Source organism: Cobetia sp., assembly GCF_983723665.1.
Genome location: NZ_CFDJES010000003.1, coordinates 24946 through 38543 on the forward strand (window position 1 = coordinate 24946; position 13598 = coordinate 38543).

Below are 13598 nucleotides of genomic sequence, written 5' to 3' on the forward strand. Positions count from 1 at the left end.
TCAGGGCAGACGACACAGGCTGTCGACCAGCGCCTCGGCCAGCTCATCGGGGGAGCGCTCTCCCTCGGGGCGATACCAGCGTACCGTCCAGTTGAGCGCGCCGAGCATGAACTGGCGCAGCAGCGCGGCGTCGCCCTTGAGCAGCCCTGCGGCCACGGCGGAGGCGATGGCGTCACGCCACAGATCCTCGTAGTCATCGCGCAGCTGGACGAGATGCTCGCGCGCCGGGCCTTCCAGCCGCCGCCACTCATAGAGCGCGACCACATGGGCATTGCGATCGGTGAGCAGCGTGTCCAGATGTGCACGCGCCAGGGCCAGCAGTCGCTCACGCGCCTGCTGCTGCGACGCCGCCGAGGCGGTCACTTCGCTTGACTGGCACGGCTCGCAGCGCGCCAGATGCTCACGGGCGATGGCCAGCGCACTGAACATGCCCTCCTCGATCACGGCGCACAGAATTTCCTGCTTGTCGGCGAAGTGATGGAAGAGACTGCCGGACTTGATGCCCATTTCCTGGGCCAGCATGCGGACGGTGGTGCGATCGAAACCCTCCTCGACGAACAGGCGGGCAGCGATACGGACCAGCTCCTTGCGACGGGGTGAGGCGGTGGCTACATTCATCGTATAACTAGCGCTTGCTTGGTTTATGGGATTGAATGGATCAAAGCATAGCCACGCAGTGATCACAACGCCGACTGCACGACTCGATCTTCCAATAACAAGACACAGGAGACCGTCATGACGACCGCTTCCCGCACTACGCCAAGCCCCGCCGCCAGCGCCGATGACATCGTGATTCTCGCCGGTGCCCGCACGCCGATGGGTGGCCTCAAGGGCTCACTCTCGACACTGAGCGCGCCACAGCTGGCCGCCGTGGCCATCAAGGCGGCCATCGAACGCGCAGGCCTTACGCCTGCCGATGTCGACGAGGGCATCTTCGGCTGCGTGCTGCCCGCCGGCGTCAAGCAGGGCCCGGCGCGGCAGGCCATGCGTCAGGCCGGCGTGCCGGACAGCATCGGCGCCACCACCATCAACAAGCTGTGCGGTTCCGGCATGAAGGCCACCATGCTGGCGCATGATCTGATTCGCGCGGGCACCAACCGCATCATGCTGGCCGGCGGGATGGAATCGATGTCCAACGCCCCGCATCTGCTCACCCAGGCGCGGGGCGGCTATCGTCTCGGCCATGGCGAGCTGAAGGACCACATGTTCTTCGATGGGCTGGAAGACGCCGAGACCGGCAAGCTGATGGGCGTGTTCGCCCAGGAAGTGGCCGATGCCCGCGGCTATGACCGCCAGCGCATGGACGACTTCGCCATCGAATCGCTCAGGCGCGCCATGACGGCCACCGAATCGGGGGATATCGCACCGGAAATCGCCGCCGTCACGGTCAAGAGCCGCAAGGGCGAGAGCGTGGTCGAGCAGGACGAGCAGCCCTTCCAGGCCAATCTCGACAAGATTCCCACCCTGCGCCCGGCCTTCGCCAAGGACGGCACCATCACCGCCGCCAATGCCAGCTCCATCTCCGACGGCGCCTCGGCGCTGGTGCTGACGCGCCGTGATGAAGCCGAACGACGCGGGCTGGCCGTCAAGGCGCGTATCCTCGGACACAGCACCCACTCCCAGCACCCCAGCGAATTCACGCTGGCGCCCATCGGCGCCATCGACTCGCTGATGAAGCGCCTGGAGTGGACCACAGAAGACGTCGACCTGTTCGAGATCAACGAGGCCTTCGCGGTGGTCACCCTGCTGGCGATGGATGCCCACGACATCCCGCATGACAAGGTCAATGTCTTCGGCGGCGCCTGCGCCCAGGGGCATCCGGTGGGCTCCACCGGCTCGCGCATCATCGTCACCCTGATCAACGCGCTGGAGCGCCGCGGCAAGAAGCGCGGCATCGCGGCGCTGTGCATCGGCGGCGGCGAAGCCACCGCGATCGCCGTCGAACTGGAAGGCTGATCCACCAGCAGACACTGAGCCAACCTGATGCTTGAAACGACACGAGGCCCGGATCATTGATCCGGGCCTCGTGTCGTCGTGCGGCCTGCGATGCTCTCAGGAAGTGAACAGGGGCTCAGCCTTCCGAGCCCTGACGCTGGCGCCGCTTAGCCATAGCGACCGGTGATGTAGTCCTCGGCCTTCTTGGTATTCGGGTTGGAGAACATGGTCTTGGTGTCGTTGTACTCCACCAGCTCACCCATGTGGAAGAAGGCGGTGTAATCGGCGACACGCGCCGCCTGTTGCATGTTGTGCGTCACGGTGACGATGGAGAACTGGGTCTTCAGCTTGTCCATCAGGTCTTCGATGGTCGCGGTGGAGATCGGGTCGAGCGCCGAGGTCGGCTCATCCATCAGGATGACGTCCGGCTTGACCGCGATGGCACGCGCGATGCACAGACGCTGCTGCTGACCACCGGACAGCGAGGTGCCCGGCTGGTCGAGAATGTCCTTCACTTCTTCCCACAGACCCGCATCACGCAGCGCGCTCTCGACCAGATCATCCTTGTCGGCGCGACGGCTGACCAGGTCGTGCATGGTCGGCGCGTAGGCGATGTTGTCGTAGATGGACTTGGGGAACGGGTTCGGCTTCTGGAACACCATGCCGACGCGACGACGCAATGCCACTTCATCCATGTTGCGCGCGTTGACGTCACGGCCATCCATCTCGACCAGACCTTCGATGCGCACGCTGCGGATCAGGTCATTCATGCGGTTCAGGCAGCGCAGGAAGGTCGACTTGCCACAACCGGACGGGCCGATCAGGGCGGTGACGTTCTTCTGGAAGACATCGATGTTGATGTTCTTCAACGCCTGCTTCTCGCCGTACCACAGGTTGAGGTCTTCCACGCGAATGGCCAGCTCGTGGTTGGCATCTTCGTTGATGACGACCGGGCTACCGGGACGAGTGGCGGCGGCAGGCTTGGCGGGAGTGGCGACGGTGCTGTTCATGTCTCGTATTCCTTGATGAGTCGTGGGCCAGGGCTAAGGGTGGAAGGCGACCGGCCAATCGGCGGGCCGCCTCGCAGCTGCCTACCAGCGACGCTCGAATTTCTTGCGCAGCATCACGGCTGCGGCATTGAGTAGGATCAGCACTGACAGCAGCACCAGGATGCCCGCCGCAGTACGTTCAACATAGGCCTGCTCCGGCTCGCCCGCCCAGGTGAATATCTGGGCCGGCAGCACGGTGGCAGCCTGGGTGATGGCGGTCGGCGCATCCGGAATGAAGGCCACCATGCCGACGATGATCAACGGCGCGGTCTCGCCCATCGCCTGTGCCAGGCCGATGATGGAACCGGTCAGGATCCCCGGCAGTGACAGCGGCAGTACGTGGTCACGCACCACCTGCCAGCGGGAGCAGCCGACGCCGAAGGCGGCCTGACGAATGGTGTCCGGTACGCTGCGCAGCGCCGAGCGCGTGGTGATGATGATCACCGGCAAGGTCATCAGACCCAGCGTCAGACCACCGACCAGCGGGGAGGAACGCGGCATGCCGAAGAAGTTGATGAAGATCGCCAGACCCAGCAGACCGAACAGGATCGACGGCACCGCCGCCAGGTTGTTGATGTTGATCTCGATGGCCTGGGTAAAGCGGTTGTCCGGAGCGAACTCCTCCAGATAGACCGCCGTCAGCACGCCGACTGGGAAGGCGAAGGCCAGCGTGACCAGCAGCGTCAGGATCGTGCCCATCGCGGCCGACCAGATACCGGCGTATTCCGGCAACTTCGAGTCACCGGTGGTGAAGAAGTTGATGTTGAACTTGAGCTCGGCCGTGCCGTTCTCGATCATACGATCCAGCACGGCGGTCTGCTTGGGCTTCAGGTGTGACTTGTGGCCCTTGAGGTACTGATCGACCTGGTCATCGGCGATCACCCAGCGGTCGATCGTCTGTCCCATCAGGCTGGCGTCAGCGGCCATGTCGCGCGGCAGCTGGCGCAGCCAGCCGCGGCTGACCAGATCACGCACGTCTTCTTCCACCGCTGCCAGCGGGATTTCCTGCGACTGCTCGCTGTAGGTGACCGGCACGTGCAGTTCTGCCTGCTGGAAGGCCGGATAGCCGCGCATGACCATGTCGCCGATGAAGACCACCAGGAAGGTGGCGGCCAGGGCGAGTGCGCCCATGGACATGAATTTCAGGCGCTTGGTGCGGCGATGACGGCCCTTCAGCTGGGCCGAGATATCGTCGAATGAATGGCTCATGTCTAGTCTCGGCCTCAGAGGTTGTTGGCGCTGTACTTCTCACGGAAGCGGCGGATCAGGACCACCGAGACCATGTTCAGCAGCAGAGTGACAACGAACAGCACCAGACCCAGCGCGAAGGCCGACAGTGTCTCGGCGCTCGCGAATTCCTGGTCGCCAGTCAACGCGGCAACGATGCGCACCGTGACGGTGGTCATGTCTTCCAGCGGGTTGGCGGTCAGGTTCGGACGCATGCCCGCCGCCATCACCACGATCATCGTCTCGCCGAGGGCGCGTGACATGGCCAGCAGAGACGCGGAGATGATGCCCGGCAGCGCGGCCGGCAGGATGACGTTGCGGATGGTCTCGCCGTGGGTCATGCCCAGCGCCAGAGAGCCCTGACGCATGGTGTCCGGCACGGAAGTGATGACGTCATCGGACAGTGAGGAGATGAACGGAATGATCATGATGCCCATGACCAGCCCCGGCGCCAGCGCGTTGTTGTAGGACGCCTCGATGCCCAGCGGCGAGAAGATGTCGACGATCAGCGGCGCGACGGTGATGGCGGCGAAGAAGCCGTAGACCACGGTCGGGATACCGGCGAGCACTTCCAGCACCGGCTTGGCGACGGTACGCACGCTCTCGGGGGCGAACTCCGCCATGTATACCGCGGCGAGCAGACCGATGGGAATGGCCACCAGCATCGCGATCAGGGTGATCATGAAGGTACCGGCGAACAGCGGTACGGCACCGAAGTTGGCGGTGCTCTCGACACCTTCACCACGGCCGGCGGCCATCTGGAAGCTGTTGCCCGGATCCCAGGTGGTGCCGGTGATGAAGGTCCAGAAGCTTTCCATCTGGAAGAAGCGGATGGCCTCGAAGATGATGGAGACCAGAATGCCGAACGTCGTGACGATGGAAATCATCGCCGCGCCGATCAACACATAACGAATGAGGGTCTCGATGGCATTGCGCGCATGGAAATCAGGCTTCACCAGGGCGAGGCCGATGACCAGGCCGACGGCTGCGACGACCAGACTGGCGATCAGCAGCTGCATGCCTTCGATATCGATATCTGCGGTGGCAATCGCAACGACGGCTGCCAGACCGATCAGCAGAGCAGGCCCTGCGCTGGAGATTGCCGTGAACCAGCCGTACTGATCCGGCTGGGCGTACATTTCAGCACCGCTGGCACGCACACGCTGTGCCTTGCTGCGGCCGCTGAAGAAGGCCACCAGGCCAGCCAGCGCCACGATGCCTATGAAGAAGAGAAAGATCTGCTGAGTCTGCATCTTTCGGGTCCCGGAGTCGCGTTGTTCACAGGGGGAAGGCTTCATGCCTTGCGAAACCCTGCGACCAGTCAAGCAAACGGGCCGGCTGCCAAGGGCAACCGGCCGCGTCAGAGGGTCAGCTGCGTTGCTTACTTCTGGAGATCGGCCAGAGTCAGCTTGGTGCGCTCAGCGACCTGCTCGCGAAGCGTGGCGCGCTCTTCCTTCGGCAGCGGGATCAGACCGATGCCCTTCAGGTAGCCCAGCTCACCGATCATCTTCTCGCTCATGAACAGGTCGTTGTAGGCCTGCTGAGCCGGCACGTCATCCTTGTGCTGGTTCTTCACGTAGTAGAACAGGGAGCGGGAGACCGGGTACTCGCCAGAGGAGATGGCATCGGCTTCCGGCTGCACGCCATCGATGGAAGCACCGACGACCTTGTCAGCATTCTCTTCGAGGAAGGAGTAGCCGAAGATACCGAAGGCTTCGGTGTTCTCGACCAGCTTCTGGATGATCAGGTTGTCATTCTCGCCGGCAGCGATGTAGTGACCGTCCTGACGGATGTTGGTGTAACCCTCACCGCCGTAGCCTTCCATTTCTTCGGTGGAGACTTCCATCACCAGCTCTTCGAAGGCGTCACGGGTACCGGAAGTGGAAGGCGGCCCATAGACGGTGATCTTGCGGTCCGGCAGGGAGGAGTCGATCTCGGACCACTTGGTGTAGGGGTTGTCGACCAGCTTGCCGTCGACCGGCACCTGAGCGGCGACCGCCAGGGTGATCTGCTCACGGGTCAGGTCGATGCTGCCATCGCGGACAGACTGGGCGAAGGCGATACCGTCGAAGCCGATCATGGCTTCGGTGATATCGGTCACGCCGTTCTCTTCACAGCGCTCGAATTCAGACGTCTTCATGCGACGAGAGGCGTTGGTGATGTCCGGAGTGCTGTCACCGACACCTTCACAGAACAGCTTCATGCCGCCGCCGGAACCGGTGGATTCGATGACCGGAGTCGGGAAATCGCTGGTGGCACCCAGCTCTTCAGCGACGTAGCTGGAGAACGGATAGACCGTGGAAGAACCCACGATGCGCAGCTGTTCACGGGCTTCTGCAGCACCAACTGATGCAGCGATGACAGCCACTGCGAGACCGGACTTGAGGAACGCCTTCATGCCTGAAACTCCTTGCGATAGGAATGAGCCAGTGAGGTGGCTTCTTGTCTACAGGGAGTACCTTGCCAAGCATTCATGACAACTGTGTGACAGTCGCCGGCTCAAGCCTTTCTCAGTCGGGCGGCGTCTCATGGCGCGCCAGGGCGCGGCGCCCTGCCAGCACCCGCAGCAGAATATTGCTGACCAGCGCCGTGCCCAGCATGCCGAGAATCATCGGCCACAGGCTGTCCATCGCCAGACCTGCGATCAGCATGCCGATCACGGCGCCACTGGCAAACTGCATGCTGCCGATCAGCGCATTGGCCGTGGCGCTGATGCGCGGGAAATACTCCAGCGCCGAGGAGATCGCGTTGGGCGCCACCATGCCGTTGGCCCCGACGAACACCATCAGCAGCGGCGCGATGACGTAGAGCAGGTCCAGCCCCAGTGCCAGCGCCGATACCAGCAGGATGGCGGCAGACAGCTGGATACCGATGCCGATGCGCAGCAGGCGCGGCGGCGACAGGCGTGACAGCAGGCGCACGTTGAGACGGTTGGCGGTGAACATGAACAGGATGTTGGCGCCGAACAGCACCGGGTACCAGGCCGCCGTCACTCCGAAATGCTGCATATAGACGTAGGGCGACGCGGTGATGAAGGCGAACATGCCACCGAAGCCCATCGCCTGCGTCAGCGCATAGCCCATCGCCGGCCCGTGGCGCAGCACGCTGGCATAGTCACGCGCGACCTGCAGGAGGCTGGCCGGCGGCTCGTCCGCCTCACGCTTGCGCCGGGTCTCGGGCAAGCGCAGCGGCAGCACCACCAGCAGGAAGGCGGCATAGGCGGCCAGAAAGGCGAAGATCAGCCACCAGCCCGCCATGCCCAGCAGCAGACTGCCGATGGCAGGCGCGATCAAGGGCGCCAGCATCATGATCACCGCGACGGTGGACAGCACCTTGGCCGCCTCGCGGCCACTGAAGCAATCGCGCACGATCGCCGAGGAATTGACCACCGAGGCGCCGCCGCCCAGCGCCTGCAGGAAGCGCAGCGCATAGAGTCCCTCAAGGCTCTCGACCTGGGTGATGGCCAGACTCGCCAGCAGGAAGACGAAGATGCCTGACAGCAGGACCGGCTTGCGCCCGATACGGTCTGACAGCGGGCCGAAGATCAGCTGCCCCAGCGAGAAGCCGAGCAGGAAGACCGACAGCGAAAGCTCGGTATGGTGCACCGTGGTCGCCAGGTCTTCCGCCATGGCCGGCAATGCCGGCAGATAGGCATCGATGGCCAATGGAGCCAGGGCCGTATTGGCCGCGACCAGCAAGGCCAGCTGACGGGTTTGACGCTTGTCCACATCCCCTCCTGCAATCGTTTGTCGATGGTATGTCCACGTGCCGAAAACGCCACGCCCTTGCCGTCAGATGACGACAGTGGGCGCGCCGCCGCACAATTGATACAGTTGACCTACACAGGTGACGAATGTCACATCACGCTGATGAAATCCCCGCGGATCATCCACTTGGGGCGATCGGCCCGAGATGTCTTCACAGCCGGCAGGCGTGGGTGCACACTCGGTGGCAGCGCTCGCTCCGGCGGCCCCTGCCCTTCACCTCTTGCCTTATTCATGAGGGCCACTCACCCCTTCGGGTGGCTCACGCTCAGTACAGGAAACTCTTGCATGGCACAGGACAAGCTCTCCCAACTCAAGGAAATGACCACCGTCGTCGCCGACACCGGTGACCTCGAGGCCATTCGTCGCTTCGCGCCCACTGATGCTACCACCAACCCGTCACTGATCCTGCAGGCCGCTCAGGACCCGTCACGTCGCGAGCGCCTGACCGAAGTCGCGCGCAAGGCCACCGACATCGATGATGCCGTCGATGCCGTGGCCGTGGATATCGGTACCGAGATCGCCGGCCTGGTGCCGGGCTATGTCTCCACCGAGGTCAGCGCCCGTCTGTCCTTCGATGCCGACGAGACCATCCGTCGCGCGCACCGCATCATCGAGCGCTACGCCGCCAATGGCGTCGGTCAGGAACGCATCCTGATCAAGACCGCCTCCACCTGGGAAGGCATTCGCGCCGCCGAGAAGCTCGAGCGCGAAGGCATCCGCACCAACCTGACGCTGCTGTTCAGCTTCGCCCAGGCCCAGGCCTGTGCCGATGCCGGCGTGACGCTGATCTCGCCCTTCGTCGGTCGTATCCTCGACTGGCACAAGGCCAATCAGCCGGACGCCGACTTCAGCGGCGACAACGACCCGGGCGTGAAGTCGGTCAAGGCCATCTACGAGCACTACAAGGGCCACGGCTACAAGACCATCGTGATGGGCGCCAGCTTCCGCAACACCGGCGAGATCGAAGCGCTGGCCGGCTGTGACCGCCTGACCATCTCGCCGGCACTGCTGGGTGAGCTGGCCGAGAGCACCGGCCCGCTGGAACGTCGCCTGCTGGCCGCCGATGCCGAGCAGAACGTGCCGGAAGTGCTGACCGAGTCCAACTTCCGCTGGGACATGAACGAAGACGCCATGGCCACCGAGAAGATGGGCGAAGGTATCCGCAAGTTCATGGCCGATCAGCGCAAGCTCGAGACTCTGCTGGCCGAACTGCGCAGCCACTGAGTCAACGGAGCATAGCGCCGATGATGAGCTCTTGTTAAGCAAGAGCTCATTGAATGGCCAAGGCAACAAAAAGCGCCTGCCGTGTTTCACGGCAGGCGCTTTTTTTGTGCTTTCAGAAACGTGCTGTCTGAATCGCGCTGTCAGGTTCGTGCTTTCAGCAGCGTGCTGTCAGGCTAAAAGCCCCAGCGCGCGCCTTCAGTGCGGCTGGCGATGCTCCTCGCTTTCCAGCAGCTCGATCAGCGGCTGGAATTCCAGGCGGTTGTGGCCGTTCAGGCACATCAACAGCCGGTGAGCCTCGAGAATGCGTCCGCGCAGCTCCTGTTCCTGCTGGGGCGAGGCATCGGCGTCATCCTGAGACTCGTTCAGCGCTGGCGCGTTGCAGCAGGAAGCCCCGTCCAGATCGGCCTGGTCCGCCTCCGGCAGGCTGCCGGCGTCCACGACACTGGCCACCTCGTCGAACCCCATCACCTTGAGCATGGTCAGCACGTCGGGATGGGCAGCCACCACCTGCGCCGGCATCACCAGCCGGTCGCGGACCGCCAGCGCCAGCTTGGCCAGAAAGCCCAGTGCGGTGGAATCGACATTGGTCGCTTCGCGCAGATCGATGATCACGCTTTCCAGTCCCTCAACCGCAGCCACGCGCTGTACCTGCTGATCCAGCGTGGCACACAGCGTCAGGCGTACATCACCGGATAGCTTGAGCACGAACAGGCCGTCTTCGAACACGGCCTGGATACGTCCTTCATCCATCATGGAATCCTGTCAGCGTCATCAAGGTAAGGTCATCCGGCAGCTCGCCATCCAGCGCCAGTCCACGACGCAATCCTTGCACATCCTCACTGCTCAGAATCCGTTGATGCAGTGCTCGAGTCCTGTCCTCCAGCGCCTCGCCCGGCAGGCATTCCAGTACACCATCACTGGCCAGCCACAGACGGAAGCGCTCAGGAAGCGCCACACGATACGCTGGATAGCGGGTGTCTGGGAAGAGCCCCACCGGCCGACCGCTGCCTTCCAGCTCACGCAGTTCGCCGTCGGGCGTGACCAGTACCGGCATCGGCAGCTGGGCGCCCAGGGTGTAATGCAGCGTGCGCGTGTCACGGTCCATCACACCACACATCACCGTGGCATGCTTGCCGATACCACTGTCGATCAGTTCACGGTTGAGCAGTGCCAGCCACTCGGGGCCGAAGGTTTCCGGCGTATGTTCCTCCCAGTGGCGGATCGCGCGTGCGAACAACAGCTTGAGCAGCACGGTCACGAAGGCCGACGAGGCACCATGACCGGAGACATCCGCAAAGTAGAACAGGCTGAAGCGTTCGTCGATCGCCTGATACTCGAGGAAGTCACCCGACAGATACAGCGACGGCGACAGGCAGTACTCATAACTGACGCCATTGATGTGCTGTCCGCTCTGGGGCAGCAGACGCTGCTGGATCTGGCCACCGGCCTGCTGGTCCTGACGCAGCAGCGCCAGATGCGTCTCCAGGTGCTCGTTGAGCTCCTCGAGGCGCGCGCGTGCCTTGGCGTGCTCATGGGCCAGCTGGTGATGCTCCGCCGCCCGCTTGAGCAGACTGCGCAGTACCGAGCCATGCTCGCGCGGCGAGATGAGGTAATCGACCAGCCCGGCCTCCACCGCCGGCAGCAGGCATTCATCGCCACGGCTCTCGGCCACCACCACCGTCGGCAGGCGCTCGGCCAGACGCGCCCACTCATGACTGGAAACGGCCTCGACATGCGCGACCACCACCGCCACTCCGCTGGGCAGTGTCGCGATGCCATCACAGGCCGCCACCGCACAGCGTTCATCCGTCAACAGGTTCGCCAGCGCATCACGCCGCGAGCCGGGAAGATCAATCAGACCGATCAACAGACGCTTGCCTTGCTCATCCGCCATGCCAACCCCTCATTCCCGTCCTTACTGCCATCCACTCGCAGTCTTGATGCTGCTTGCCCTCGCGACCGGCACCACTGCCCCTTCACGGTACCGGTCGCCTGCTGCGGGTGACGCGTTACTGGCTGTCGTCTTCCGGTGCGAAGGCACCGTCGAGATCGGCATCATCGAAGCTGTCGCTGGCGAAGGGATCATCACCCAGCTTGCCATCGTTGATCTCGAAGTTGCGGCGCTGCAGGTAGGCATCACGAATGAAGCTGTAACGATCGCCCTGGATCAGCTTCTCCTGCTCGAGCAGACCGGCACGGGTATCGACCAGATCCAGCGCCTTCAGGCCGTAACGCACCTTGTCGTCTTCGACGTAGTTGACGGGATCAGCGAAGTAATCCACCGGCATGCCCGCGGTATCACGCACGGTACTCGGACCGAACAGCGGCAGCACGAGATACGGCCCCTGCCCTGCGCCCCAGACGGCGAGGGTCTGACCGAAGTCTTCCTCGTCCACTGTCCAGCCAAGCTCGCTGGCCGGATCGAACAGGCCGCCGATGCCGACGGTGGAGTTGAGCAGCAGACGGCCGGTGGAGACACCGGCATTGGCCCACTTCCACTGCAGCACCGAGTTGAACATGGTGCTGACCTCTCCCAGATTGGAGAAGAAGTTGCCCACGCCATCCTGTACCAGCTCCGGCGTCACATAGTCATAGCCCTGCGCGACCGGCTTGAGGGCATAGCGATCCAGGGTGTCATTGAAGGTATAGACGTTACGGTTGAAGCCCTCCCAGGGGTCCTGAGGGTTCGGCTCGCTGTCTCCTGTGCTGGCGCAACCCGCCAGCAGGGACATGGCCAGCAGTGCCGGCAGGGAAGTCTTGATCGTGTGCATCTCGTCACCTGTAAGTCTATTGGATTCCTGCAGCGGTCCTTGCCACATCCCTGGCTGTCAGGTCCGGTCTTCTTTATACGTTCCGCGCTCGCCAAGAGCCAGCACAGGCCACGTGGATTCGCGCAATGTCCTGCTTCAACCGCAGCGTTTCAGCAGCACGCTGCCGGCACTGTAGCCTGCCCCGAAAGAACACAATACCCCCAGGCTCCCCGGCGCCAGGTCAGCGTGATGGAGATGGAAGGCGATCACCGAGCCCGCGGAGCTGGTATTGGCGTAGCGATCGAGAATGATCGGCGCTTCCTCGCTCGACGGGTCACGCCCCAGCACGCGCCGCGCGATCATGTCGTTCATGTGGCGGTTGGCCTGGTGCAGCCACATGCGATCAAGATCACCGCCGTCTGCCTCGATCTCGCCCAGATGGGTGGTGATCAGCTCGGCCACCATCGGGCAGACCTCGCGGAAGACGCGCCGCCCTTCCTGGATGAACAGCTTGTCATCGGCCTGTTCACGGAGGCTCGCGCTGTCGAGTGTCATCGCGGATGCCACGTCGTCCTCAAGCACCGCCGTGCGATTGAGGAAGCCGAAATTGTTGCGTATCGCATTGGAGAAGCGCGTCACCAGGCGCGTGCCGAGCACCTCGAAGCCATCGGTGCGCGTGGCGACATCCGCCGCCTCCAGCACCACGGCCGTGCAAGCATCCCCGAAGATGAAGTGGCTGTCACGGTCGCGGAAGTTGAGATGCGCACTGCAGATCTCCGGATTGACCATCAGCACACGCCTGGCACTGCCGCTGCGAATCGCGTTGGCAGCGGTCTCGATGCCGAAGGTGGCGGAGCTGCACGCCACGTTCATGTCGAAGGCATAGCCACCGGCCTCGAGCGCGGCCTGCAGTTCCACCGCCACCGCCGGATAGGGGCGCTCGAGGTTGGAACAGGCCACGATGACCAGATCCAGGTCCGCGGCGTTGACGCCCGCCGCCGCCAGCGCTTCACGCGCGGCCGCAACGCCCATCTCGCACTGCACCGAGGGCTGGTCATTGGCGCGCGCCGGCAGGCGTGGGCGCATGCGCTCCGGGTCGAGAATGCCCTCGGCATCCAGCACGTAGCGGCTGTGGATACCCGAGGCCTTGACGATGAATTCGGCGCTGGACTCGGTGCGCGCCTCACGCTCACCACGTGCGATGGCGTCGGCATTGGCGGCATTGTCCGCCGCCACCCAGGCATTGAAGGACGCCACCAATGCCTCGTTGCTGATGGCATTGGGCGGCGTGTAGAGCCCGCTGCCGGTGATCAGTACGCGATGATTGCCGCTGGCGCTCATGGACTGACCGGCGTTGGCATGTTGCGTATCGGCAGCGTGATCATTGTCATTGTTTGGCATGCATCCACTCCTGACAGTGCTATCCCGCGGGATATCACCAGAATTGAGCGGGGCACGACCCGGCGCCGCGTCGTCATGCCCCATGTTCAGTGTACGCTGTCTCGGCGATTCCAGACGCCCGAGTCAGCATTTGTCGGGCGATCACAGTGAATGCTTAAACAGCAATTCCTGTCTGCAGCTTGGGCCATCCCGCCGCGGCACGCCTCCACGTACCGGTCACGCAAGCCCCTGATGCCACGCACAGC

General features: G+C 63.5%; 12 protein-coding genes. 2 read left to right on the forward strand and 10 right to left on the reverse strand.

Going from position 1 to position 13598, the window contains the following annotated elements; translation table 11 throughout:
* On the reverse strand, nt 1-618 hold the full coding sequence (locus AC4FAH_RS00800; protein ID WP_288989668.1) for a TetR/AcrR family transcriptional regulator: 618 nt from the start codon (nt 616-618) through the stop codon (nt 1-3).
* Nucleotides 619-735: 117 nt separating this feature from the next.
* Between AC4FAH_RS00800 and AC4FAH_RS00805 the strand changes: the two genes are divergently transcribed.
* A complete protein-coding gene (locus AC4FAH_RS00805; RefSeq protein ID WP_107335493.1) occupies nt 736-1956 on the forward strand; it encodes an acetyl-CoA C-acyltransferase in 1221 nt (406 codons plus the stop codon).
* A gap of 146 nt (nt 1957-2102) precedes the next feature.
* Here the strand turns inward: AC4FAH_RS00805 and pstB are convergent, their stop codons facing one another.
* From pstB to AC4FAH_RS00830, 5 genes are all read right to left on the reverse strand, one after another.
* The gene (gene pstB / locus AC4FAH_RS00810; RefSeq protein ID WP_153635115.1) at nt 2103-2945 is read right to left on the reverse strand and encodes a phosphate ABC transporter ATP-binding protein PstB; all 843 of its coding nucleotides are present in this window, start codon (nt 2943-2945) and stop codon (nt 2103-2105) included.
* Nucleotides 2946-3026: 81 nt separating this feature from the next.
* Nucleotides 3027-4193 (reverse strand): phosphate ABC transporter permease PstA, encoded by a 1167-nt coding sequence (gene pstA, locus AC4FAH_RS00815; protein WP_043333976.1) that lies wholly within the window; start codon nt 4191-4193, stop codon nt 3027-3029.
* A 14-nt stretch (nt 4194-4207) separates the two neighbouring features.
* On the reverse strand, nt 4208-5464 hold the full coding sequence (gene pstC, locus AC4FAH_RS00820; protein WP_284892671.1) for a phosphate ABC transporter permease subunit PstC: 1257 nt from the start codon (nt 5462-5464) through the stop codon (nt 4208-4210).
* A 128-nt stretch (nt 5465-5592) separates the two neighbouring features.
* Nucleotides 5593-6609 carry a substrate-binding domain-containing protein gene (locus AC4FAH_RS00825; RefSeq protein WP_043333978.1) on the reverse strand — a complete coding sequence of 339 codons (1017 nt, stop codon included), beginning with the start codon at nt 6607-6609 and terminating at the stop codon, nt 5593-5595.
* A 112-nt stretch (nt 6610-6721) separates the two neighbouring features.
* On the reverse strand, nt 6722-7939 hold the full coding sequence (locus tag AC4FAH_RS00830) for a Bcr/CflA family multidrug efflux MFS transporter (RefSeq protein ID WP_043333979.1): 1218 nt from the start codon (nt 7937-7939) through the stop codon (nt 6722-6724).
* 324 nt (nt 7940-8263) lie between these two features.
* Here AC4FAH_RS00830 and tal point away from each other — a divergent pair, with 324 nt between their 5' ends.
* Nucleotides 8264-9202 carry a transaldolase gene (gene tal / locus AC4FAH_RS00835; protein WP_043333980.1) on the forward strand — a complete coding sequence of 313 codons (939 nt, stop codon included), beginning with the start codon at nt 8264-8266 and terminating at the stop codon, nt 9200-9202.
* 195 nt (nt 9203-9397) lie between these two features.
* Here tal and AC4FAH_RS00840 read toward each other — a convergent pair whose 3' ends face one another.
* From AC4FAH_RS00840 to AC4FAH_RS00855, 4 genes are all read right to left on the reverse strand, one after another.
* Complete coding sequence (locus AC4FAH_RS00840) at nt 9398-9952, reverse strand: STAS domain-containing protein (RefSeq protein ID WP_043333981.1); 555 nt, start codon at nt 9950-9952, stop codon at nt 9398-9400.
* Nucleotides 9945-11096, reverse strand: a complete 1152-nt coding sequence (locus AC4FAH_RS00845; RefSeq protein ID WP_043333982.1) for a PP2C family protein-serine/threonine phosphatase — start codon at nt 11094-11096, stop codon at nt 9945-9947. The genes AC4FAH_RS00840 and AC4FAH_RS00845 overlap by 8 nt, the downstream gene beginning before the upstream one ends.
* Before the next feature lie 115 nt (nt 11097-11211).
* Complete coding sequence (locus AC4FAH_RS00850; protein WP_043333983.1) at nt 11212-11973, reverse strand: MlaA family lipoprotein; 762 nt, start codon at nt 11971-11973, stop codon at nt 11212-11214.
* Between the two features lie 135 nt (nt 11974-12108).
* A complete protein-coding gene (locus AC4FAH_RS00855) occupies nt 12109-13293 on the reverse strand; it encodes a beta-ketoacyl-ACP synthase III (RefSeq protein WP_175090509.1) in 1185 nt (394 codons plus the stop codon).
* Nucleotides 13294-13598 lie beyond the last annotated feature (305 nt).